Origin of the sequence: Bacillus sp. SH7-1 (assembly GCF_008042405.1) — a bacterium.
In the GTDB taxonomy this organism is placed as follows: Bacteria; Bacillota; Bacilli; order Bacillales; family Bacillaceae_G; genus Bacillus_A; species Bacillus_A thuringiensis_N.
The window spans coordinates 1-23,948 of sequence record NZ_QNUD01000055.1 but is presented as its reverse complement, the minus strand read 5'-3'; the positions used below and the strand labels follow the sequence as shown (position 1 = coordinate 23,948).

Here is a 23,948-nt window from a genome sequence, read left to right as displayed (position 1 = left end):
CTATGGTCGTCTTATCCCACATGAACTGCCTGTAAACAATAGTTTCACTTTATAAAGAAATCGTATATAAAGTACCGTTTAAAGCAAATGAAGTGCGACCCGTTTCTTCAGAGACAACTAAAATAAGTGCATCGCTTTTTTCTGATAAGCCAATTGCAGCTCTGTGACGTGTTCCTAGCTCTGGATCAACTTCTGTACTTTTTGTTAGTGGAAGAATATTAGCAGCGGAAACAATATGATTATTTTTAACGAGAACGGCTCCGTCATGAAGAGGGTTACCTGGATAAAAAATCGATTCGAGCAGTGGTGCGGTTAAATGAGCGTTTAACGTTGTTCCAGTTTGAATACAAGATTCAAGTGTCTCGTTTCGTTCCACAACAATAAGAGCACCGTGTTTTCTGGCGCTTAAATGCTGGACAGCTGTTGTAATGAACTGTGAGCTTTCCGTATAAGGTGATAAATACGCTTGAATATAGTATGTAGCTGCCAGTGTTTGTACATTTGCTAACATATGATGAATATCTTCCATCTTACACAAAATACATTCATCTTCTTTATCAATTGCTTGCCTCATAATTGATAATTCTTTTTCGGCAATTTCAATCATTTGCTTTGTTTGTATTTTAAGTTCTTCTGACAAGCCCCATTCCTGCATAATCCTCATTCCCTTTAGTGGAGTATTTAACCATAGTGTATACAAATATTCCTAGTAAAATCCTGTTAGATTGTAAAAAATATTGAGATACAGGTTGTTTTTTTCATATAATAAAGGTATGACAAGCGAGGGGAGATAGAAGGATGAACTGGAAACAAGAATTTAGTCGCTGGCTTTCATATGCAGAGTTAGACGCAGAACTAAAAGAACAGTTAGAAAACATGAAGCAAGATGAGAAGAAAATCGAGGACAGTTTTTATAAAAATCTAGAATTCGGTACAGGTGGTATGCGTGGTGAACTTGGTGCTGGTACGAACCGTCTGAACGTATATACAGTTCGTAAAGCAACGCAAGGATTAGCGAAGTTTATTGAAAAACTAGGTGAAGAAGCGAAGAAGCGCGGTGTTGTTGTAGCGTATGATTCTCGTCATAAATCACCTGAGTTCGCAATGGAAGTAGCTGCTACACTTGGTGCGCACGGTATTACAACATATGTGTTTGAAAGCTTACGTCCAACGCCAGTGCTTTCTTTCGCAGTTCGTCATTTACATACAGTGAGTGGAATCGTTCTTACGGCAAGCCATAATCCGCCTGAGTATAACGGTTATAAAGTATACGGTGAAGATGGTGGGCAGTTGCCTCCAAAAGAAGCTGATGAATTAATTAGCTACGTAAACGAAGTAGAAGATGAATTAACAGTTGAGGTTGCCGATGTGGAGCAATTAAAAGCTGACGGTTTATTACATATTATTGGAAAAGAAGTAGATGATGCATATGCAGCAGAATTGAACAATGTCATTATTAATAAAGAAATGGTACAAAAGGTTGGGAAAGACTTAAAGATCGTCTTTACACCACTACACGGAACATCAAATATTTCTGTACGCCGTGGTTTAGAAGAAGTTGGATTTACAGATGTAACAGTTGTAAAAGAGCAAGAGTTACCAGATCCGAACTTCTCTACAGTGAAATCACCAAACCCAGAAGAGCATGCAGCGTTTGAGTATGCAATTCGTGACGGTGAGAAGGTAGGCGCAGATGTGTTAATCGCAACAGATCCTGACGCAGACCGCCTTGGCGTAGCAGTTCGTAATCACGATGGTGAGTTCCAAGTATTAACTGGTAACCAAACAGGTGCATTAATGCTTGATTACTTATTATCTCAAAAGAAAGAAAACGGAACGCTTCCAGAGAACGGTGTTGTATTAAAAACAATCGTAACGTCTGAAATTGGCCGTACAATCGCGAAAGCATACGGTTTAGATACAGTTGATACGTTAACTGGATTTAAATTTATTGGTGAGAAAATTAAACAGTATGAAGAAAGTGGACAATACGAATTCCAATTCGGTTATGAGGAAAGCTATGGTTATTTAATTCGTCCATTCTGCCGTGATAAAGATGCAGTACAATCTGTTCTATTTGCATGTGAAGTAGCTGCATACTACAAATCACAAGGTAAAACGTTATACGATGGTCTATTAGAAGTATTTGATAAGTACGGTTTCTTCCGTGAAGATCTTGTATCGTTAACACTAAAAGGAAAAGATGGAGCGGAACAAATCCAAGAAATGATGGCAACATTCCGTGAAAATCCTCCGAAAGAAGTAGCGGGCTTAACAGTTGTAGCAGTTGAAGATTATAAAGCAAGCATCGTTACATCTTTACAAGATGGACATAAAGAAGAGATTCACTTACCGAAATCAAATGTGTTAAAATATCAATTAGAGGACGGTTCTTGGTTCTGCTTACGTCCATCTGGAACAGAACCGAAAATCAAGTTCTACTTTGGTGTACAAGATAATTCTTTACAAAATAGTGAACAAAAGTTACTTACTATTAAAGAAGATATTATGAATCGTTTATAATATAAAGTAATTTTAAGTAGTAGGGAACAAAAGGGAGCGAAATCTCCCTTTTGTTCTATGTAAGGAAATGATCGTTATTGATTCTGACAGAAGAGAGGGTATTTTGTGATGAAAAAAGTAAGAAAAGCCATAATCCCAGCAGCTGGATTAGGAACACGTTTTTTACCAGCTACAAAAGCAATGCCAAAAGAAATGTTACCGATAGTAGATAAACCAACTATCCAATACATTGTAGAAGAAGCAATACAATCAGGAATCGAAGATATTATTATCGTTACTGGTAAAACAAAGCGCTCTATTGAAGATCATTTTGATAATGCATTTGAGTTAGAGCAAAACTTATTAGAAAAGAAAAAGTATGAGTTACTTGAAAAAGTACAGGCTTCTTCAAAAATGGTAGATATTCACTATATCCGTCAAAAAGAACCAAAAGGATTAGGGCACGCGGTTTGGTGTGCACGTAAATTCATCGGTGATGAGCCATTCGCTGTTTTATTAGGTGATGATATCGTTCAAGCTGAAAAACCATGTTTACGTCAATTAATAGAAGAATATGATAAAACGCTTTCTTCTGTTATTGGTGTACAAACGGTTCCAGAAGATGAAACACATCGTTATGGAATTATCGACCCATTAGAGCAAGAAGGACGTCGTTACCAAGTTCGTAATTTCGTTGAGAAACCAGCAGCAGGTACAGCACCTTCAAACTTAGCAATTATGGGACGTTACGTTTTAACACCTGAAATCTTCATGTTCTTAGAACAGCAACATGTTGGTGCTGGTGGTGAAATTCAGTTAACAGATGCTATTCAAAGCTTAAACGAAATTCAACGTGTATTCGCTTACGATTTCGAAGGAACGCGCTACGACGTAGGTGAAAAGTTAGGATTCGTTCAAACGACAATCGAAATGGCACTGCAACACCCAGAATTACGTGATGACATGGTCGTAATGATGAAGAAAATTTTAGAAAAACATACGAATCAAGAGTCTTAATATAGTGATATAATCCCCTGTCGGATGGGCGGTAAAGGAACGTATTTACTGCTTAATTTAAAAGGGGATTTTTTTGAGAAAAAAAGACACTCTGGAGAGAGTGTCTTTAATTTTTATCAGTAGGCTTTAGCTCATTAGCTTTGGATTTAATTTCATCAGTAATAGCGATATTAATATTTCCAGCTGCTTTTTTGTATTCCTGAATCAATGCATTAACATTTTGATTAAATGAAATTAAGCTGCCACTTGGAGATTGAGCTTGTTCGTTAAGCGCTGTGATAATCCCGTATATTTTTTTATATTCTTCATAGGTTTCTTTATACTTATTAGGCTGTTCTTTTGCGGCTTCAGAGACTAACTTTAAATCATTTCCCATATTACTATAAAACGTATCAACGGTTGTAATCATTCCATCAATTTCTGTTCTCTTAGAACTTAGTGCATTATTGAAGTCCTGTCTTTTATCTATTGCACTTGACCATGTAGTTGAATACTCGGATAATACGTAAGATGCTGCATAATTAAAGGTATTTATATTATTATAAAAAGATGCTGCTGCAACTAAATAATTAGCTTCTTTTTTCTTTTGGGCTTGAAGAGCTTGATACTCCTCTTCCATATTTGTTACTTTTGTTATCGTAAAGAGAAGAATGATAATGGATATAATTGATGTAACAAATAATATTATAGATGTTACTAAAGATTTTTTTGCTGGTAATTTTCGTACTTTCTTAATTAACCCAATAACAATAAAGATGAAAGCCGCGCATAAACTAACTATAGTAAGAATTAAAAAGAAAAATGCTAGGCCGTTTCCAAAGGTATATGACATTCCTAACTCACTATTTCCGTATAATTTGTAACCGATACTCATACCTAGTATGAAAAATAAAGATAGTACTCCGACACTTACTTTAATAAGTGTATTTTTTGATAGATTCACTGATTTTCCTCCAAAATATTGTTCTAATTAGATGTGTAAATATAAGATTTGCTGAATTAGCATAACAAAAATCATTTCTAATATGTGTCGTATATTGTCGAAAATGAAAAAAGAGTTATCTTAACATAGTAAGATAACTCTTTTTTATTATGAAATTGTCGAATGAGAATGTTGATAAGCGGAACGACGCACAGCATAATATATACGAGGTGCGATAATGGCACCGATAATTGTAAATACAATATCTTTTACTGCAAACCACATCATAATCATCCAAGCTGTTTTATAGCTCATATTACCACCCATGAAGAGATTGACTGCCCCGTACATGTAAGTAGTACCGATAATATAAGTTAAAATGATTCCTGTGAACGAAGCAATTGCAAATGTACTAAATGTTGGTTTTTCCTTTTGTTCTACTAGTTTTCCTGATACGTAAGCAACGATAATAAATGCGATAATAAAACCACCAGTAGGATCTAAAAGTGCTCCAAATCCAGCTTTGAAGTTAGCGAAGATTGGTGCACCTGCTAATCCAACGAGCATGTAAACAGTCATTGATAATGCACCAAGTCTACTTCCAAGAAGAAGCCCTGCTAAAATTGCGAAAAATGGTTGCATAGATAAGGGGATACCTGCTACTTGCAGGAATGGTGCCCAAGATACAATATTTGCACCAATAGCCATAAGAGCGACGAACATGGCAGCTAATGCTAAATCTAAAACATGAAATCTTCTCATAATGTTAACCTCCTGTTGTTTTTAGGTTAACATTATCGTAGCGAAAATATTTACTTGTTGTCAATTAAAAAATTTTGATAAGAAGGCTTCAAATAGTCTCTTAGCAACGTATACGGAATACGAAATTGTGGAATTCCGCTTGAGTAAGGCGCAATTTCATATAATGGGAAATAAATGACGAGATTGTCCGGTTCTAAAAAGAAGTGAAACTTTTTCGTGCTCATGACCTTTTCAGTTGCATCGGGAAAATAAATGCTTTCATTTTGTTTAATTTGTCTTACAATCTCAGCACGGATTACTTCTTTATATGTATCTTTTTGTTGAAATAAATCGTCTAAGTGTAGTAACTTTTTTTCTTTTAAATCAAATGTGTTTGCCTTCCACGTATAAAGACCATGTGCTCCGCCTGTATATTGATAGTAATTCACATATAGGCTAAGAAAAGGTGGCTTATTTAAAGAAACTTTATAATCAACATTCGCCACGTACGGATGAAATGGTGTACTAGATCCTTCTGTTTCTTTATAATATTTTTTTGCGTCTTTTTCTAATTTGGTTTTAAATTTGTCAGTAGATTGTTTGTAATAGAAATTAAGCTTATTTTGAAATTTAGAGTCGGAAAAATTATGAAAAGAAGGTCTGTTAATTTGATATTCTATATAAGGTTTCTTACCTTTTTGCGTGACAGTCTGAACATCGATTGTCAGGTTGGATGCTTTGGCTGCTAGTGCACAATTTGGTACAATAGTCAGCAAGGAGAACATAAGCAGTAATATACAAAATTTCTGTTTCATTTAGGTGAAACCTCCTTATCTAAGTGTTATAAGTAGTTTGAAAATAAATAGGTAAAATTATACATTCAATTAAAGTCAGAGAAGGAGGAAACGATATGGCAAAAACTTTAATGGATTCACTTGGAATTGAGTTGTTAGAGATGACAGAAGATAAGGTGGTTGCTACGATGCCTGTTGATGAGCGTACGCATCAGCCTTTTGGCTTTTTACACGGTGGTGCATCTCTTGCACTAGCAGAAACAGTAGCAAGTGTTGGCTCGTACAATTTAATTGATCAAGAGAAATGCATCTGTTTCGGTTTAGAAATTAATGCGAATCACATTCGCTCAAAGAAAGATGGAATTGTAACAGCAATCGGAACACCGATACATAGAGGACACTCAACGATGGTTTGGGATGTGCGTATCATTGATGAGAATGATGATTTACTATGCATATCAAGATGTACAGTAGCAATTAAAGAAAAACGTGAAAAATAGAAAAGAGGCTGCTCATTAGAGCAGCCTCTTTTTCTTATAATTAGAACTGGATTTTCTTCTCTAAGAAACCTTTTAGTTCGCTAATTGGCATACGAACTTGTTCCATTGTGTCACGGTCACGTACTGTAACAGCTTTGTCTTCAACTGAGTCGAAGTCATAAGTGATACAGAATGGTGTACCGATTTCGTCTTGACGACGGTAACGTTTACCGATAGAACCAGTTTCGTCAAAGTCTACCATAAAGTCTTTAGCTAGTTCTGCGAATACTTCAGTAGCACCTTCAGATAGCTTTTTAGATAATGGTAAGATAGCTGCTTTGTATGGTGCTAAAGCAGGGTGGAAACGAAGAACTGTACGAGAATCGTTTTCTAATTGTTCTTCTTCATATGCATCACATAAGAATGCTAATGTTACGCGGTCAGCACCTAAAGATGGCTCGATGCAGTACGGTACGTAACGCTCATTCGTTTGTGGATCGATATAGTTAAAGTCTTCGTTAGAGTGTTCCATGTGACGTTTTAAGTCGAAGTCTGTACGAGATGCTACGCCCCATAGTTCGCCCCAACCGAATGGGAATCTGAATTCAATATCAGTTGTTGCGTTACTGTAGTGAGATAACTCTTCTTCACCGTGGTCACGAAGACGCATGCTTTCTTCAGTCATACCAAGTGAAAGTAACCAGTTCTTACAAGTTTCACGCCAGAATGCGAACCACTCTAAATCTTCACCAGGCTTACAGAAGAATTCAAGTTCCATTTGTTCGAATTCACGTGTACGGAATGTGAAGTTACCAGGCGTGATTTCGTTACGGAAGCTCTTACCGATTTGGCCAATACCAAATGGAAGCTTTTTACGCATAGAGCGTTGTACGTTTTTGAAGTTTACGAAAATACCTTGTGCTGTTTCAGGACGAAGGAAGATTTCGTTTGTGCTAGACTCTGTAACACCTTGGAATGTTTTGAACATTAAGTTGAACTGACGGATTTCAGTGAATTCTTCACTACCGCAATCAGGACATTTTACTTCATGTTCTTTCATTAAGTCAGCCATTTGGTCGAAAGTAAGACCGTCAACAACCATTTCGATGCCTTTTGCATCTAAAGCATCTTCAATTAATTTGTCAGCACGGTGACGAGCTTTACATTTTTTACAGTCGATCATTGGATCGTTGAAGTTACCAACGTGACCAGAAGCGATCCAAGTTTTTGGATTCATTAAAATAGCTGCGTCTAAACCAACGTTGTATGGAGATTCTTGAATGAATTTTTTCCACCAAGCTTTTTTAACGTTATTTTTTAATTCGATTCCAAGTGGACCGTAATCCCAAGTGTTTGCAAGACCACCGTAAATTTCAGAACCAGGGAAAACAAAACCGCGATGTTTCGCTAAGTTTACTACTTGTTCCATTGAATACATAAGAAAATCCTCCTTTTGAAAGTTAACGTATTGGCGATGACGTGCTCAGGTAACTTGTGAAACGCGCAGTATATGCTTTGAAAAACATAAAAAAACGCTCATCCCAAGGCTTAATTGCCTAGGGACGAGCGTTTGCCCGCGGTTCCACCCTAGTTGATACACAAAAGGGTGCATCCACTTTATCACGTATTGCTCGAGACTGCCGTTTCCTTGCGGCTTCAGGCTTTCACTATCCCTGAATCGCTTTTTGTGCAAGTACTTATAAGTCCGTCATCGCTACTTATATTAATAATAATGAACATATTCTAACACGTTCTTTTTTAAATCTCAATAGAGGAACGCGTCTATCTATGATAGAGTCTCGCCTATTTTTTCATTATCTATTCCATAATTTTGTTTAATGTGCTTAATTGCTTCACGTTTACTGAGCGGGGCAAGCTCGTTATTTTGCACGTATTCCCAAACGACATCTGGATTTGTTTTTGCGTATTCACGAAGGACCCATCCAATCGCTTTTTGAATGAAAAATTCTTTTGAAGAATGTAGCTGTCCAATAATCCAGAAAAGAAGTTCTTCATCCATCTTTTGTTTATATTTCAGCTGGAATAAAATAGCTGCGCGTTGTAACCATATGTTATTTGATGCAATCCATTTTGGAATATAGGCAGAAATTAATTCTGGATGTTGTAAAAAGATATTCCCTAAAAATGTAGGAACGATGCTATCGACAGTGTCCCACCAAGATTTTGTTACAATTAGTTCTTCTAAGAAGGGGATATGCGTTTCGTTTATATGCTTTTTATATTTTTGCATAATATCGAGTGCGGCTGCTTGAAATTCTCGTTCTGGTAAATCCCAAAGCTCACGTACGATAATTTGGAAGTCTTTTTGATCTGGGAGAGTATGTATTTGAATGACATCTTTCAATAATTGTCTTCTCTCGGGAGTTTGAATACCGAGAAATGGGAAGTGATTTTTCATATAACGTGCCATCGGTTCTGCTTTTTCTGGGTTTTTATGAGCTATGAAATGCTCTTGTAATGCTTTTACAAATGGATGCATCAGTTGTTCTCCTCTCTTAATTATCTTGCTCTTATTATTATACAGAGAGTTTGGATAAATTTTAAAACATAACTTGCAATGCAACGAAATATGTTGAGAGTAGAGAGGAGAGGATAAGATGGAAGATCAGGGCTTACTAGCAGGTTTCTTTGCTCTTAGTTTTGCGTTTATTCTTGTTATCATAATTTGGGCAATTATTGCGTATTTGTTAACGGCTTTTGCACTGTATACGATGGCGAAAAATGATGGTGCAACGGATGGTGTTCTTGCTTTTATTCCTTTTGTAAATAGTAAGATATGGGGTGATTTAGCGAAAGACAAATTACCTGATTTCTTGAAAGAAGAAGCGGGATGGAAAGTGTTCGGTATATATGTCGCATGTTTCATTTTTAATTTCGTACCAATTCTATATTTAATAGCAACAGCTGTATCACTTGTATTGTCTATTTATCTCATTTACGCTATTTTAGATAGATACGGAACGAACTCTATATTATTTACGATTATTCATACCATCACATTTTCGGTGTTCTTGCCGATTCACTTGTTCATTATTCGAAATGAGCCGGTGAGGTATAACGAGTAGATATATGTAATATTTGAGACAGAAAAAGCGCCCTGAAAGCAGGGCGCTTTTTTGTACTACATAAGGTAGCGTACATAAATATAAATATGAGAAATGATTAATGAAACGATCATAATTGGGAAACCGACTTTTAAGAAGTCCATGTAGCTAAACTTATGTCCTTCACGGCTTGCGATACCTGCGACAATTACGTTAGCTGAAGCTCCGATTAATGTTCCGTTTCCGCCTAGACAAGCACCTAATGCTAATGCCCACCATAATACGTCGATTTGTGCGTCAGAAGGTGATAAACCTAGCCCAACTGCCATATCGTTAATAAGTGGAATCATTGTTGCAACGAATGGAATGTTATCGATTGTTGCAGAGGCGATACCAGATACCCATAAAATAAGGATAGATGCGTAAGAAATATCTCCGCCAGTTATTCCAATTACTTTTTGAGCTAGCATTTTAATAAGACCGATATCGATAAGTCCTCCAACGAGTACGAATAGTCCTGCGAAGAAGAAGATTGTTACCCACTCTACACTTGCGAATACTTCTTCAATTTCATGCTCTTTCACACCAATTAACATAAGTACAGTAGCACCAGTTAAGGCAATGATAGCTGCATCAACATGGAAAATCGAATGAGTCATAAAACCTACGATTGTAAGTCCAAGTACTGTTAATGATTTTTTCATTAATACTGGATCTTTAATGTATTGCTTTTCATCTAGGCTCATTAATTTTTTAACTTGTACAGGGTCAGCAATTAATTGTTTACGGTACATGAAGTAAAGCATTACTGCTGTAACTGCAATAATAATAATTACGATTGGTGCTAAGTTTAACAAGAATGCATTGAAGTCTAAATGTTTGTTTGCAGAACCAATCATAATATTTGGTGGGTCACCAATTAATGTTGCTGTTCCTCCAATGTTTGAAAAAATAATTTCAGAAAGTAAATAAGGAACAGGATTTACTTGCAGTATGCGCGTAATAGATAAAGTAACTGGAACAACAAGAAGTACAGTTGTAACGTTATCTAAAAATGCGGAACCAAGCGCAGTAAGTAAGGAAAGTGAAATTAAAATTTTAATTGGATTTCCTTGTGCCCCTTTTGCTGCTTTAATGGCAACGTATTGGAAGACGCCCGATTTACTCGTAATATTCACCAGAATCATCATACCGATGAGTAGTGTAATCGTCCCCCATTCAATATGTTTCGTGAAGGCGTTGTGTAAATCAACGACCCCCATAATTACCATAAGTGCTGCACCAAGAAGTGCGATGACAGCGCGATTAATTTTTTCAGAAATAATAATGGCATATGTAATTAAAAAGACTGCGATAGCAAAATAATACTGCCAGTTTGCGAGCTCTTGCGTTGTTTCGTGCAAAACTCTCATCTCCTTTCATTCACTTTTCTTAGTGTGTCAAAAATGTTCTCGAAGAAACACACATAAAGTCATTATAAAGTAGAAAAATGGAGGATGTAAATGAGAGGGGGTATTTTGTCATATTTTCTGCATTGGTCATTTTTTCTTATTTTTAAAAATATTTGTGGGTATTTGACATATATATAAGATACATCCAATCTGAATATTTAAAATGGAATTAGCATTCGAGCTTGTTCGTGTAGGAGTGTCAAATAGAAAGGAATGACAAAGATGATAAGGAAGGGATCGTATGGATGAACAACGATTTTTATTTTTGGATTTTGAGTTTACGATGCCCCAGCACAGAAAAAAACCAAAAGGATTTTTCCCGGAGATTATTGAGGTAGGACTCGTTTCGGTTGTTGGCTGTAAGGTAGAAGACACGTATTCAGCTCATGTTAGGCCGAAAACTTTTCCTTCTTTAACAGATCGATGTAAGAAATTTCTAGGGATTAAACAAGAAGCCGTAGATAAAGGGATTTTGTTTCCAGAACTCGTTGAAAAACTTGCAGAATATGAAAAGAGATGTAAACCGACCATTGTTACGTGGGGAAATATGGATATGAAAGTGTTGAAGCATAATTGTGAAATGGCGGGAGTCGACTTTCCATTCTTAGGACAGTGCCGTGATTTATCGCTTGAGTATAAGAAGTTTTTTGGGGAGAGAAATCAAACAGGATTGTGGAAAGCAATTGAGGCGTATGGAAAAGTAGGGACGGGTAAGCATCATTGTGCGCTAGATGATGCGATGACGACGTATAATATTTTTAAGTTAGTAGAAAAAGATAAAGAGTATTTAGTGAAACCGGCACCTCCAACATTAGGAGAGCTCGTTGATTTTTCAAAAGTGTTAAAGAAAGTGAGTACACAGTAACGACCAAATTGCACAGTATGTAATTTGGTCGTTTTGTTTTTTTAAAGTTTGTAGTCTTTTTTTAATTGCTCTAATGTTTCTAGACTACGAACCGCAAAAGGTGAATCATCTTCAGAAAATGAATTCATTTGAGTTTCTAATGCTAATTTGAGTGAATCTGTATAATCTGGAATTTCTCCTTCATATTTCTTCACCATTTGCTCTGGAATGTTCGTCTGTTCACGGAAAGCTAAAGCGCGTCTTTCATGGAAAAATGGTACGTCAGCTTGTTTTACGTTATGTAAGTCACCTTGCACCGGATGTTTTAAAACAGCTAATACTTTTACGACGTAACTGCCAGGGCGGCTATTTGTAACTTCGCCGATGTATTTTCCAGTTTTATAAATACCTGTAACGATTTCACCAATTTCAAATGTTTCTCTCATATTTTTCACCTCAAGTTTATAGTAAGGAAAGTAGGAGAAGGAGTCAAAGAAATCATTTGCTTTCGGAACGCCCCCTTGAGAATATGAATCGGTTCAACTATAATTTAAAATAATATAACAGAAAATTCTGATGGTTTGTGAATCCTATAATAAGGAGTGTTTCATATGATGCCTTTATATTTTCCGGAAGATAAAACAGAATATATTATTCCAGGGATTGTTTGCGTTCTATTTATCATTGGTGCTGTTGCCACGTGGCGTATGTTTATTCGTGTATCAAAACGAGAAGCAGACCGATTGCAGAAGGTTGAAGAAAAATTATTAGCAGAAAAGAAACAGTAATTCATTTTTGTATGTTTCCCTCTATGCTCGGACAATCTAAGGGCAGAATATATTTTGGAGGGAATTGAATGAAAAAACGGCTTTTTTTCAGTTGTTGTTTATTATTTCTGATGGCAGGTTGTGACCAAGGAAAGCCGAAAGAAATTGACGTGAAATTACATAATGCTTCGGGTGATGAAGTGGGGACTGCGAAAGTAGTTCAGAAAACTAGCGGAGTGAAAATTAAGATTAAAGGGGAAGGTTTCGCACCAGGCCCGCACGGACTACATGTACACGAAATTGGCGAGTGTAAAGCACCCCGTTTTGAATCAGCTGGAAATCATTTTAATCCAGATGATAAAAAGCATGGACTACTCAATCCGAAGGGTGCAGAAAATGGAGATTTACCGAACGTAATTGCAGATGGTTCTGGAAAGATTAAAGCAGAAATCGATGCGCCGCATATAACACTTGAAGAAGGAAAAACGACAATTCATAGAAAAGATGGAGCGTCTATTATTATTACAGAAAACGCTGATGATGGCATGACACAACCGACAGGGAAATCCGGTGATCGAATTGCTTGTGGTGTCATTGTAAAAAAAGCATCGGATATGAAGAAAAAGTAAAAGCTACCGTGCATGGTAGCTTTTTTGTGAGACGTAATTGAAAAGATATCGATAAAGGAGGTTGTCCCAAATGATGTAGGACAGCCTCCTTTCTTATGATGAAAACGTATGGCGCAGTCTATTTAAAATTTCTTCTAAAACAGATCTTGGACAGCCGATGTTAATTCGAATATGTTCTTCGCCGCCTAGTCCGTATTTCTCGCCAGGTTCAACGATGATTTTCCCTTTTTCCTCAAGTAATTTGGTACGCTCGTTTTGAGAAAGCTTTAGGCGAGAGCAATCAATCCATAATAAAAAGCTACCTTCTGGTTTCGTTACGGAAAGAATAGGTATATGATCTTTCATATATTCACAAGCGAACTTAGCGTTATCTTCTATATATAATCGAATTTCATTTAGCCAATCGTTACATTCTGTATAGGCACTTTGCATCGCTGTATAGGCAAATATATTTAATCCGTGGAAGCCTTGTCTATATTGGATAGATGTAAAGGCTTGACGGAGCTTTTCGTTTGGAATGATAATAATCGATGCTTGTAATCCAGCGATATTAAATGTTTTACTCGGAGCCATACAAGTAATCGTGCGCGCTGCTAATTCTTCGGATAAGGAAGCGAACGGTGTATGTGTATGATCTGCATAAATAATATCGGAATGAATTTCATCTGCGACAACGATTACATTATATTTTGTACATAACGCGCCAAGCTGTGTGAGTTCCTCTTTTGACCAAACACGCCCAATTGGATTGTGAGGACTACAAAGAAGCATGAGTTTGACACCTTGTTGAAATTGCTGTTCTAAATGCTCAAAATCTATCGCATATGTATCATTTTGTTTCTGTAATGGACTCACGCATAATTGTCTATTGTTTGTTGTAACCATTTCGAAAAATGGGGGATAAATAGGTGGTTGTACGAGAACGGATTCATTTTCTTTTGTGAAGGCCTGTATGCTCGTACTAAGAGCTGGAACGATTCCCGCGCTAAAGACAATCCATTCTTTTTGAATATCCCAGTTATACTGTTTCTTTGTCCAGTTACAAATAATATCGCCCATATTTTCGGGAGGAAGTGTATAGCCGAAAATAGGATGCTCGATACGTTTCTTTAAAGCAGTTTGAATTGGTTGTGGTACTTCAAAATCCATATCAGCAATCCAAGCGTGGATAAGTTCTTCGTTTTTATATGTATCCCATTTTGTACTATGAGTTCCACGTCGATTGACTGTTTTATGAAATAGTTGCATAAGTTTGCCCCCTTCTTCTGTAAAACCGTTAAGTTATGAAAGTTCTCTCTCTTCTTATAGAATAGCTGATGTGATAGGATAAAGAAAAGTATTAAAAAGTGAAAAGGCGGGAAGCGAATGGGTGCATATGAAAAGATGATAGAGGTTGTGAAGAATTGGGATCCGTTTCAAATGGGACCGGAGTTTTATGAAACAGAAGCGAGCGATGTTGTGAACGTCGTAAGTGTGTTTGATGATTCAAAATACATCGCAAAGAAGATTCAACATATATACTTTATGTCTTTTGAGGAAGTACCTGCGCTTGAAAAATGTGAGAAGTTAGCTGTGGAATTACTTGTAATAAAAGAAGGCGGAAGTTGTTCATTGTAGGCTGTCGGAATTTCCGACAGCCCTTTTTATATTATTGCGCGGAAAACGCGATAATTTCTTCATAAACATGTTCAGGTTTCTCTTCAGGTAATAAATGTCCTGCATTTTCGTAAGAAATAAATTTCGAATTCGGTAAATCTTTGTGTAGACGATGACCTACATGTACAGGGACTACGCGATCTTTTTCACCCCAAATGAGTAGTGTAGGTGTTTCGATTTTTTGTAATTCAATTGAAGATAAGTCACCTTCGCGATCTCGTATCATACGAGTTAAAGCGGGGAATATACGGTTGTCATAAAAAGGAGCGGAATAGCCTTCCTTCATTTCATCGTCAATTAATGAGTGATCATGAACAACATTCATTAAGTTATGAACAATACCGCGCCGTATAATCCAGTTCTTTACGTATAAATGAAAGAACGGCAAATAGGAAGAATACATTAAAGGTAAGTTTGCGCGTGCTAAATAACTCGAGCTGCATAGTAAAATCGTCTTTGAAATTAATTCAGGACGTATACGGTTTACATAAAGAGAAATTTGCCCACCCATAGAATGCCCAACTAACACAATGTTTGAGAGAGATAAGTGTTCAATTAAATCGATAATAATCGTTGCTAAATTGTGATAAGAATACTTAAACAGATGAGACTTATCACTTTTTCCGAACGGTGGTAAATCAAGAGCAATGACTGTTCCTTCTTTCGATAGTAAAGGAATGAGACGGCGGTAACTGAATGAGGAAGATAAAAAGCCGTGAACGAGCACAAAAGTAGGACTTTCCGTTTTATTATCATGTTCATACAATTCGTAATGAATAGTAGTGCCGCGAGTGGAAAAAGTGAAATAAGGACAAGTATATTCGTGATTCATTTTTTGTCACTCCATTGATTTTTGTTCATATCATCTCCAAGAGAAAAGAAAATATGTTAACAAAAAAAGGCAAGATGACGATGTCATCTTGCCTTTCGTTTATTCAGTATTACCCGCGAACAATATTAGGCGGTGTTTTTCCTTGTAACCCTGCAACTAAATTTTCAGCGGCTGTCATAGCCATTTGCTGCCTAGTTTTTAACGTTGCAGATCCGATGTGCGGTAAAGTCACAACATTTTGTAATGATAAGAGCGGATTATCTTTTTGAATTGGCTCTTGTGTAAAAGTATCGATGCCTGCTGCAAAGATTTTCTTTTCTGCTAATGCATGGATTAATGCTTCTTCATCTACTGTTTTCCCGCGAGAAGCATTAATGAAAATAGCTGTTTCTTTCATTAATGAAAATTCCTTCTCTCCGATAAGATGATACGTTTCATCTGTTAATGGAGTAAGAAGAACAATAAAGTCAGACTGTGTTAGTAGTGTCTGTAAATCACAATATGTAGCATCGAATTTTTGTTCAGCTTCTTCTTTACGGCGGCGGTTATAATAAAGAACATCCATATCAAACCCGAATTTCGCTCGTTTTGCAACAGCTTCTCCAATTCGGCCCATACCGATAATACCGATTGTACTATGGTGTACATCCAGTCCAAAGTGCTCTTTTCCAATTTCGGCATTCCATTCACCATTTTTTACGTAAGAGTCGAGTTCACAAACACGGCGACCAGCAGATAGCATAAGAGCGAAAACGAGGTCAGCTACTGTATCATCTAGTACGTATGGTGTATTTGTTCCGATTACATTTCGATTTGCCATCGCTTGTAAATCAAAATTATCGTAACCGACAGAAATGTTGCTCACTACTTTTAAGTTAGGAGCCGCCTCCAATAATTCTTCATTAATAGCAGATCCAAAATTTAATAAACCATCTTTATCTTGTATTTTCTCCAATAGAACATCACGAGGTACCTTCTCATTTTGTTCCCATTTTTCATAATCACAGTGTTCTGATAAATAGTTTTCTACAAATGTTGGAACTGGTTCAGCAATATAAACTTTTGGTTTCACAATTCCATCCCCTTTCGCTTTATCACACATTTTTTTACTGATTAAAGTTTCACTTTACCCCGCTTTAACGAGCAGTAAGACTCCCACCTAAAAAGACGGTTGAGACAAAGAAGTGAGGTGGGAGATCAACTGCTCGTAAAAGCCCGATTGGTGCGGGCTAATAATCCATGGGGTGAACCTTTCCATGGATTAAAGTTTCACTTTATTTTGACATAATTCACTAAAAAAATCTTCTTTTCAAACTGGAAAGTGTATTTGTATAATTTAGACACAAACGAAAAGGAAGGATGATTTATATGGTGACAGAAAAAGAATTAGAATTATTAGCTTGTCTTGAAAAAAGTAGTCGATTATCTGTAGATACATTAGCGAAGCTGTTAAATATAGAAGTAGAAGAAGTAAAGAAAATGGTTGAGAAATTAGAAGCGGAAAAGATTATTGTGGATTATGTAACACATATCGATTGGACGAAGGTGAAAGAACATACAGGTTTAACGGCAATGATTGATGTGAAAGTTACGCCAAAGCACGGCGTTGGATTCGATGCGGTTGCTGAACAAATTTATCGCTATTCAGAAGTGAAATCTGTGTATTTAATGTCTGGGACATATGATCTGTCTATTACATTAGAAGGAAAGACAATGGGAGAAGTAGCGATGTTTGTTTCAGAAAAATTAGCAACAATTGAATCTGTCGTTTCTACGACAACACATTTCATTTTGAAGAAGTATAAACATGAGGGAATTATTTATGACAAAAACGATGATGATAAGCGAATTGTGGTAACGCCATGAAGCAATTTGAACTATCTAGAACAGCAGAATCTTTACAACCATCTGGTATTCGAAAGTTTTTCGATTTAGCAGCAAATATGAAAGGGGTTATTTCTCTTGGGGTAGGAGAACCAGACTTCGTTACTCCTTGGAATGTAAGGCAAGCATGTATTCGTTCTTTAGAACAAGGATATACGTCATATACAGCAAATGCAGGATTATTGGAGCTCCGTCAAGAAATAGCAAAGTATCTAAAAAACCAATTTGCAGTGTCTTATGATCCAAACGATGAAATCATTGTTACAGTTGGAGCGAGTCAGGCGTTAGATGTAGCGATGCGTGCCATTATAAATCCTGATGATGAAGTACTCATTATTGAACCAAGTTTCGTTTCTTATGCACCGCTTGTAACATTAGCTGGAGGAGTTCCGGTTCCTGTGACGACTACTTTAGAAAACGAGTTTAAAGTACAACCAGAACAAATTGAAGCAGCTATTACAGCGAAAACAAAAGCAATTTTGCTTTGTTCACCAAATAACCCAACAGGTGCAATGCTAAATAAATCCGAGCTTGAAGAAATAGCAGTGATTGTTGAGAAGTACAATTTAATCGTATTATCTGATGAAATTTATGCAGAGCTTGTATACGACGAAGTATATACAAGTTTCGCGAGCATTCAAAATATGCGTGAGCATACGATTTTAATTTCAGGATTTTCAAAGGGATTTGCGATGACAGGATGGCGCCTTGGTATGATTGCAGCTCCTGTTTATTTTTCAGAATTAATGCTCAAAATTCACCAATATTCCATGATGTGTGCACCGACGATGTCTCAGTTCGCAGCACTTGAAGCGTTACGCGCGGGGAATGATGAAGTAATTCGGATGAGAGATAGTTATAAGAAACGCCGTAATTTTATGACGACATCTTTCAATGAAATGGGATTAACATGTCATGTGCCGGGCGGAGCATTTTATGTCTTTCCTTCTATTTCTTCAACTGGACTATCTTCGGCGGAATTTGCAGAACAGTTATTATTAGAAGAAAAAGTGGCTGTTGTACCTGGAAGTGTATTTGGCGAAAGTGGTGAAGGATTTATTCGTTGCTCGTATGCAACATTGCTTGAACAACTAATGGAAGCAATGAAGAGAATGGAACGGTTCGTAGAGAATAAAAAAAGGACAAAACACAATACGTTTTGTCCATAAAAGGGGGGGAATACTAGAAAGCCATGTGTTAGTATTCTATCCCAATATTGGAGAATTATACTTACTTAAGGAAATTTTTTCATGAATTTTGAATGCGTTCTGTCATAGTGGTATAATTTACTAATATAAGGTATACGTATCCTGAGTAGCTTTACTTAGGGTACGTACTAACTAATCGGATATTTAACAATAAATCATCTGCTTTGCTATCTACAATTGTAGAGAAAATGGTAAACGTATGGGAGTGTTTCATATGTCAGAACAATATACAACAGGAGTGGTTGTAACAGGGAAAGTGACTGGGATTCAAGATTACGGTGCATTTGTAGCGTTAGATGCAGAAACACAAGGACTTGTGCATATATCTGAAATTACAAATGGATATGTAAAGGATATTCATGATTTTTTAAAAGTCGGCGATACAGTAGAAGTAAAAGTACTTTCAATTGATGAAGAACACAGAAAAATGAGTTTATCGTTAAAAGCGGCGAAAAGAAAACAAGGACGGATTCTTATACCGAATCCATCTGAGAACGGATTTAATACGCTGCGAGAAAAGCTAACAGAATGGATTGAAGAGTCCGAGTTAACAAAGTAAAAGAGGAGCGCATATGAGCGTTCCTCTTTTACTTTATCTTATGATATATATTTGCAAATATGATTGCATGCAATCATATTCGTATGTCGGAGGTGAAGTAAAGACATACTGACTAGCGAATTTCGTTCGTTTCTGGGTGAGTGCCAAGATTTTCTGATGGTTTAAAGAGTAAACCAAGATTGATAAGCCCAGAAATACCAACGATGCCGTAAATAATACGTGCAAGAGCTGAGTTTTGTCCACCGAAAATGGCTGCCACTAAGTCAAACTGGAAGAACCCGATTAGTCCCCAGTTCACAGCGCCAATGACAGTAAAGACTAATGCGATACGTTGCAGAGTACTCATGAAAAAGCCCCCCTTAATTGTGAAGCATGAGCAAGCGATGAGTTAATTAACTCTTTTATAGAATGGGGTAGTTATGTTGTTTTTATACATAAAAAATGTTCGAAATAGGATGTATATACATCTATACCGAAAAATGCGAATTTTTATGCAAAAAATGAACTTTTTCTAAAAAATATATATTGGTTACGTTTACAATGGGTGAATCGCTTGATTTACAACTTCAGTTTCGCTAAAGTGAATACAGAAATACATATCCATAATTGGAGGGAAAAAGATGAGTACACATGTAACGTTCGACTATTCTAAAGCGTTATCCTTCATCGGTGAACATGAAATCACTTATTTACGTGATGCAGTGAAAGTAACACATCACGCAATCCACGAAAAAACTGGAGCTGGGAACGATTTCCTTGGGTGGGTAGACCTTCCGCTTCAATATGACAAAGAAGAATTCGCTCGCATTCAAAAATGCGCAGAAAAAATTAAAAATGACTCTGACATTTTACTTGTTGTAGGTATCGGTGGTTCTTACCTAGGAGCACGTGCAGCAATCGAAATGTTAAACCATTCTTTCTACAACACGCTTTCTAAAGAACAACGTAAAACTCCACAAGTGCTATTTGTTGGACAAAACATTAGCTCCACTTACATGAAAGATTTAATGGACGTATTAGAAGGTAAAGACTTCTCTATTAACGTTATTTCCAAATCAGGTACAACAACAGAGCCGGCACTAGCATTCCGTATTTTCCGTAAGTTATTAGAAGAAAAGTATGGAAAAGAAGAAGCTCGCAAACGTATTTATGCAACTACAGATAAAGCGCGTGGTGCATTAAAAACATTAGCTGATAACGAAGGTTACGAAACATTCGTTATTCCAGATGATGTTGGAGGACGTTTCTCAGTATTAACGCCAGTTGGTTTATTACCAATCGCAGTAAGTGGCTTAAATATTGAAGAAATGATGAAAGGTGCAGCTGCTGGTCGTGAGGACTTCGGTACATCAGAACTAGAAGAAAACCCAGCTTACCAATATGCAGTAGTTCGTAACGCTTTATACAATAAAGGGAAAACAATTGAAATGCTTGTTAACTATGAGCCAGCACTTCAATACTTCGCTGAGTGGTGGAAACAGTTATTTGGTGAAAGTGAAGGAAAAGATCAAAAAGGTATTTTCCCATCTTCAGCAAACTTCTCAACTGACTTACACTCATTAGGTCAATATGTTCAAGAAGGTCGTCGTGATTTATTTGAAACAGTTCTAAAAGTAGGTAAATCTACACATGAACTAACAATCGAATCAGAAGAAAACGATTTAGATGGATTAAACTACCTTGCTGGTGAAACTGTAGACTTCGTAAACACAAAAGCATACGAAGGTACATTACTTGCACATAGCGATGGCGGAGTACCAAACTTAATCGTAAATATTCCTGAATTAAATGAGTATACATTCGGTTACCTTGTATACTTCTTCGAAAAAGCATGTGCGATGAGCGGCTACTTATTAGGCGTAAATCCATTTGACCAACCAGGAGTAGAAGCATACAAGAAAAACATGTTTGCTTTACTTGGTAAACCAGGATTTGAAGAGTTAAAAGCAGAATTAGAAGAGCGTTTAAAATAATAAAAAGCGGCCGGATTCCGGCCGCTTTTTATTATTTCATCGAAAAGTCCATCAATATATTCAAACTAGAGTGGGTATGCTAAAGAAAAAGTCTAGGAGGGATGGGCTTGATTCCAATTCAATCAAATTTAGAAGGACGTACATATGCGTTATATAAGTTAGAAGAGATAATGAAGCCACTCGGATATAGCATTGGTGGCAATTGGGATTATGATAAAGGATGCTTCGATTATAAAATCGATGAAGAAGATGGCTATCAATTTTTACGAGTGCCATTTACAGCCATTGATGGAGAACTAGATGTACCTGGTGTAGTAGTCCGCCTTGAAACGCCGTATATTCTTTCGCACGTATATCAAGACGAACTAGATGATCATGTGAATACTTTAACAGCTGGAACGAGTGGGATAGATCAATTTGCTGAGCCGAAAGATCCAGATGGAGATGTGAAAAGAAAATATATCAATATTGGGAAAGTGCTCATGCAAGAATTAGAGCGTCATTTTATTAATGGTGAATAACAATGAGTATGTCGCTTTCAATGAGAACGAAGGAATGAACTGGATTAATCATATATTGTTCATCACGCTTTATACCTAATAAGAGAATGTTTTGCTTTAAAAGAGTATAGCTACAATTTGCAAAAGTTTGTCCAGTGCAGGACGTGTGAAGCTCCATCAGTTGTAATTTATTATCAGTGATTTCGTCGTAAAGTGAAAATAGAACACCTGAAATGGAAGGGAATAAAAGGGAAGCGGTAAATACATAGCTCGTTAATTTATTTCCTTCTATAATTTCTGATACACCAGCTCTCGTTGCATTTTGTATTTGTTCAGAAGTAAGAAGTTCAGCGATGCAGTGAATGTTTGGATTGAGTCCTTTTGCAGTTAAAATATTTAAAATGGACTGTGTATCAGCTAAGCTTTCGTTTTTTTCTTTATCAGCCGTTATTAATATAGTGTGAGCAGTTGTAATATTAGCTTTTAATAATGTTTGATCGTGATGGGGGCATCCCTTTATAAATTCTAAATGATGAAATGGTTTTGGAAGTAGAGAAAGTGTTTCATCAATTAAAACGATATCAAGGTTCGGTTGTAGTACGTGCATTTGTTTTACAACGTGTTTTGCCCGTTCGTTCCAGCCGACAATAATCATATGACCGTTAGAAGTTGCAGCTTCTTCTCCTTTAACTTTCATATATTGTTTATTAATCATATCAGTGGCGAATAGAACCATATAATAAGAACAAAAACCAGTTCCAAATAAAATAATACCCATGCCGACAAGTTTGCCTAGTAGTGTATGCGGGGCAAAGTCACCATAACCAACAGTGAAAATGGTAACGATTGACCACCAAATTCCATCAAACCATGTGGTGAAGTGCGATGGTTCTAATCTATGTATAAGAAAGCCGGAAAAAGCAGTAAGTACAACAATAAAGCAAATTAAACGGAAAATAATGGAATCACGAAATGTATCTACTAAATTTGGACGAGATTTCAATTGCCTATTCCTCCTTACTTTGCAGGACTACATTCATTGTTACCATTATAGAAAAAAGAAAAACTCTCTAATTTAAAAGAGAGTTTGTTTCCTATTACATACTTTCCACTTCAGTTTGTTGGACACTTTCAAGATGCTGGAGAGCGTAATAAACATCGGCAGTATGTCTTTTTTGATCGATACATAATTTAAGATGTAAATAGTGAGAGCCATTTTCTAATGTTTTAAGCTTCATATTCTTCACTTTTATATCCATTTCTTTTATTTCTTCAATTACGATTGGGATATTGTCCATATTTCGCACAACAAGTTTCACAGCGATATCACGTTGACGAAATGATCTAGGGCCTACATATTTCATCGCGAGTGGTATAAGTTCGACACTAATCATAAGGAAACACATTCCGAAAATCGCTTCAATATAGAATCCGGCTCCAACAGCAATACCAATACCGGAAGCACCCCAAATCATAGCAGCAGTTGTTAACCCTGCAATACTATCGTTTCCTCTACGTAAAATAACACCGGCACCTAAAAAACCAATCCCTGATACAATTTGAGCGGCAAGTCGAAGGGGATCCATATTCATATGATCAGTATGTGGTAAATTGTAAGCTGCTTTAATAGAAACAATCGTCAGGAGGCAACTGATAATAGAAATAACTAAACAAGTTTTTAAACCAAGTGGTTTCCGTTTTAATTCGCGCTCTAAGCCGATGGCGAATCCTAAAATTGCCGAGAGACCTAGTTTGATTAATAAATCGGCATAGTCCATATATATTCCCCCTTGTATGATATGGTATATGAATAAAACGTTTATTATAGAAAGAAACGCTTTTTGATAGAGTAACTTTATATAGAATATATGTAGGAATTGCTCATACATGAAAGAGATATTTCGTTTAAGTATATGATATAAAAAAAGAAATGTAGTTAATTTTAAAAAAAGTTTTCAAAAGATGTTGCATTTCATTTTTCTGCATGATATATTAATAACCGTCGCTGATGCGGAAACGCAGAAAACGACAAAAAAGAAATTGAAAAACTTAGTTGACATCGAAAAACGAAGATGTTAACATAAGGAAGTCGCAAATGAGCGACCAAGTAGTTCTTTGAAAACTG

At 36.5% G+C, this 23,948-nt stretch carries 27 protein-coding genes; 13 read left to right on the top strand and 14 right to left on the bottom strand.

What is annotated here, in order from left to right; all coding sequences use genetic code 11:
- Positions 1–49 precede the first annotated feature (49 nt).
- Positions 50–655, bottom strand: coding sequence for a sporulation-specific diadenylate cyclase CdaS (gene cdaS / locus DN390_RS29075; protein ID WP_001158741.1), 606 nt, complete (start codon positions 653–655; stop codon positions 50–52).
- Positions 656–798: 143 nt separating this feature from the next.
- Between cdaS and DN390_RS29070 the strand changes: the two genes are divergently transcribed.
- A complete protein-coding gene (locus DN390_RS29070; RefSeq protein WP_147809198.1) occupies positions 799–2,523 on the top strand; it encodes a phospho-sugar mutase in 1,725 nt (574 codons plus the stop codon).
- A 108-nt stretch (positions 2,524–2,631) separates the two neighbouring features.
- Complete coding sequence (gene galU, locus DN390_RS29065; protein WP_060632728.1) at positions 2,632–3,519, top strand: UTP--glucose-1-phosphate uridylyltransferase GalU; 888 nt, start codon at positions 2,632–2,634, stop codon at positions 3,517–3,519.
- A 106-nt stretch (positions 3,520–3,625) separates the two neighbouring features.
- On the opposite strand, the gene DN390_RS29060 is transcribed toward galU, so the two are convergent.
- The 3 genes from DN390_RS29060 to DN390_RS29050 all read right to left on the bottom strand — a co-directional run bounded on the left by DN390_RS29060 (position 3,626) and on the right by DN390_RS29050 (position 5,997).
- Entirely contained in the window at positions 3,626–4,462 is an 837-nt protein-coding gene (locus DN390_RS29060; RefSeq protein ID WP_097950988.1) for a hypothetical protein, read from the bottom strand.
- A 147-nt stretch (positions 4,463–4,609) separates the two neighbouring features.
- Complete coding sequence (locus DN390_RS29055) at positions 4,610–5,203, bottom strand: biotin transporter BioY (RefSeq protein WP_147809197.1); 594 nt, start codon at positions 5,201–5,203, stop codon at positions 4,610–4,612.
- 50 nt (positions 5,204–5,253) lie between these two features.
- A complete protein-coding gene (locus DN390_RS29050; RefSeq protein ID WP_097950990.1) occupies positions 5,254–5,997 on the bottom strand; it encodes a DUF3298 and DUF4163 domain-containing protein in 744 nt (247 codons plus the stop codon).
- Positions 5,998–6,092: 95 nt separating this feature from the next.
- Between DN390_RS29050 and DN390_RS29045 the strand changes: the two genes are divergently transcribed.
- Entirely contained in the window at positions 6,093–6,476 is a 384-nt protein-coding gene (locus DN390_RS29045) for a hotdog fold thioesterase (protein WP_001140606.1), read from the top strand.
- A gap of 40 nt (positions 6,477–6,516) precedes the next feature.
- Here the strand turns inward: DN390_RS29045 and DN390_RS29040 are convergent, their stop codons facing one another.
- A complete protein-coding gene (locus DN390_RS29040) occupies positions 6,517–7,893 on the bottom strand; it encodes a glycine--tRNA ligase (RefSeq protein WP_000287155.1) in 1,377 nt (458 codons plus the stop codon).
- Positions 7,894–8,241: 348 nt separating this feature from the next.
- A complete protein-coding gene (locus DN390_RS29035; protein ID WP_060632724.1) occupies positions 8,242–8,955 on the bottom strand; it encodes a DNA alkylation repair protein in 714 nt (237 codons plus the stop codon).
- A 118-nt stretch (positions 8,956–9,073) separates the two neighbouring features.
- Between DN390_RS29035 and DN390_RS29030 the strand changes: the two genes are divergently transcribed.
- Positions 9,074–9,541, top strand: coding sequence for a hypothetical protein (locus DN390_RS29030; protein WP_060632723.1), 468 nt, complete (start codon positions 9,074–9,076; stop codon positions 9,539–9,541).
- 56 nt (positions 9,542–9,597) lie between these two features.
- Here DN390_RS29030 and DN390_RS29025 read toward each other — a convergent pair whose 3' ends face one another.
- Entirely contained in the window at positions 9,598–10,923 is a 1,326-nt protein-coding gene (locus DN390_RS29025; protein WP_060632722.1) for an ArsB/NhaD family transporter, read from the bottom strand.
- 289 nt (positions 10,924–11,212) lie between these two features.
- On the opposite strand from DN390_RS29025, the gene kapD reads away from it, so the two are divergent.
- Positions 11,213–11,836: a 3'-5' exonuclease KapD gene (kapD, locus tag DN390_RS29020; protein WP_097950992.1), complete on the top strand. Its 624-nt coding sequence runs from the start codon at positions 11,213–11,215 to the stop codon at positions 11,834–11,836.
- A gap of 41 nt (positions 11,837–11,877) precedes the next feature.
- Here kapD and kapB read toward each other — a convergent pair whose 3' ends face one another.
- Positions 11,878–12,261, bottom strand: a complete 384-nt coding sequence (gene kapB / locus DN390_RS29015) for a kinase-associated lipoprotein KapB (protein ID WP_001209341.1) — start codon at positions 12,259–12,261, stop codon at positions 11,878–11,880.
- A 165-nt stretch (positions 12,262–12,426) separates the two neighbouring features.
- Between kapB and DN390_RS30930 the strand changes: the two genes are divergently transcribed.
- Both DN390_RS30930 and sodC read left to right on the top strand, forming a co-directional pair.
- Complete coding sequence (locus DN390_RS30930) at positions 12,427–12,603, top strand: hypothetical protein (RefSeq protein ID WP_000982762.1); 177 nt, start codon at positions 12,427–12,429, stop codon at positions 12,601–12,603.
- Positions 12,604–12,671: 68 nt separating this feature from the next.
- On the top strand, positions 12,672–13,211 hold the full coding sequence (gene sodC / locus DN390_RS29010) for a superoxide dismutase [Cu-Zn] (RefSeq protein WP_147809196.1): 540 nt from the start codon (positions 12,672–12,674) through the stop codon (positions 13,209–13,211).
- 93 nt (positions 13,212–13,304) lie between these two features.
- Here the strand turns inward: sodC and DN390_RS29005 are convergent, their stop codons facing one another.
- On the bottom strand, positions 13,305–14,459 hold the full coding sequence (locus tag DN390_RS29005) for a MalY/PatB family protein (RefSeq protein WP_147809195.1): 1,155 nt from the start codon (positions 14,457–14,459) through the stop codon (positions 13,305–13,307).
- A 117-nt stretch (positions 14,460–14,576) separates the two neighbouring features.
- Here DN390_RS29005 and DN390_RS29000 point away from each other — a divergent pair, with 117 nt between their 5' ends.
- Positions 14,577–14,828: a YugE family protein gene (locus DN390_RS29000; protein ID WP_097950994.1), complete on the top strand. Its 252-nt coding sequence runs from the start codon at positions 14,577–14,579 to the stop codon at positions 14,826–14,828.
- Between the two features lie 31 nt (positions 14,829–14,859).
- Here DN390_RS29000 and DN390_RS28995 read toward each other — a convergent pair whose 3' ends face one another.
- Together DN390_RS28995 and DN390_RS28990 are read right to left on the bottom strand one after the other, a co-directional pair.
- Positions 14,860–15,699, bottom strand: coding sequence for an alpha/beta fold hydrolase (locus tag DN390_RS28995; protein WP_147809194.1), 840 nt, complete (start codon positions 15,697–15,699; stop codon positions 14,860–14,862).
- Between the two features lie 109 nt (positions 15,700–15,808).
- Positions 15,809–16,801, bottom strand: coding sequence for a 2-hydroxyacid dehydrogenase (locus DN390_RS28990; RefSeq protein WP_060632718.1), 993 nt, complete (start codon positions 16,799–16,801; stop codon positions 15,809–15,811).
- 266 nt (positions 16,802–17,067) lie between these two features.
- On the opposite strand from DN390_RS28990, the gene DN390_RS28985 reads away from it, so the two are divergent.
- The 3 genes from DN390_RS28985 (at position 17,068) to yugI (ending at position 19,350) form a co-directional block, all read left to right on the top strand.
- On the top strand, positions 17,068–17,565 hold the full coding sequence (locus DN390_RS28985; RefSeq protein WP_060632717.1) for an Lrp/AsnC family transcriptional regulator: 498 nt from the start codon (positions 17,068–17,070) through the stop codon (positions 17,563–17,565).
- Positions 17,562–18,752, top strand: a complete 1,191-nt coding sequence (locus tag DN390_RS28980; protein ID WP_147809193.1) for an aminotransferase — start codon at positions 17,562–17,564, stop codon at positions 18,750–18,752. The genes DN390_RS28985 and DN390_RS28980 overlap by 4 nt, the downstream gene beginning before the upstream one ends.
- A 253-nt stretch (positions 18,753–19,005) precedes the next feature.
- The gene (gene yugI / locus DN390_RS28975) at positions 19,006–19,350 is read left to right on the top strand and encodes a S1 domain-containing post-transcriptional regulator GSP13 (protein WP_000003765.1); all 345 of its coding nucleotides are present in this window, start codon (positions 19,006–19,008) and stop codon (positions 19,348–19,350) included.
- 112 nt (positions 19,351–19,462) lie between these two features.
- Here yugI and DN390_RS28970 read toward each other — a convergent pair whose 3' ends face one another.
- On the bottom strand, positions 19,463–19,696 hold the full coding sequence (locus DN390_RS28970) for a DUF378 domain-containing protein (protein ID WP_000105788.1): 234 nt from the start codon (positions 19,694–19,696) through the stop codon (positions 19,463–19,465).
- A gap of 274 nt (positions 19,697–19,970) precedes the next feature.
- On the opposite strand from DN390_RS28970, the gene DN390_RS28960 reads away from it, so the two are divergent.
- A complete protein-coding gene (locus DN390_RS28960) occupies positions 19,971–21,323 on the top strand; it encodes a glucose-6-phosphate isomerase (protein WP_000103661.1) in 1,353 nt (450 codons plus the stop codon).
- A gap of 107 nt (positions 21,324–21,430) precedes the next feature.
- The gene (locus DN390_RS28955; protein ID WP_142322076.1) at positions 21,431–21,844 is read left to right on the top strand and encodes a YugN-like family protein; all 414 of its coding nucleotides are present in this window, start codon (positions 21,431–21,433) and stop codon (positions 21,842–21,844) included.
- Here the strand turns inward: DN390_RS28955 and DN390_RS28950 are convergent.
- Positions 21,831–22,826: a potassium channel family protein gene (locus DN390_RS28950; protein ID WP_098289110.1), complete on the bottom strand. Its 996-nt coding sequence runs from the start codon at positions 22,824–22,826 to the stop codon at positions 21,831–21,833. The genes DN390_RS28955 and DN390_RS28950 overlap by 14 nt on opposite strands.
- A 94-nt stretch (positions 22,827–22,920) precedes the next feature.
- Entirely contained in the window at positions 22,921–23,601 is a 681-nt protein-coding gene (locus DN390_RS28945; protein WP_098289109.1) for an MgtC/SapB family protein, read from the bottom strand.
- Between the last annotated feature and the right edge of the window lie 347 nt (positions 23,602–23,948).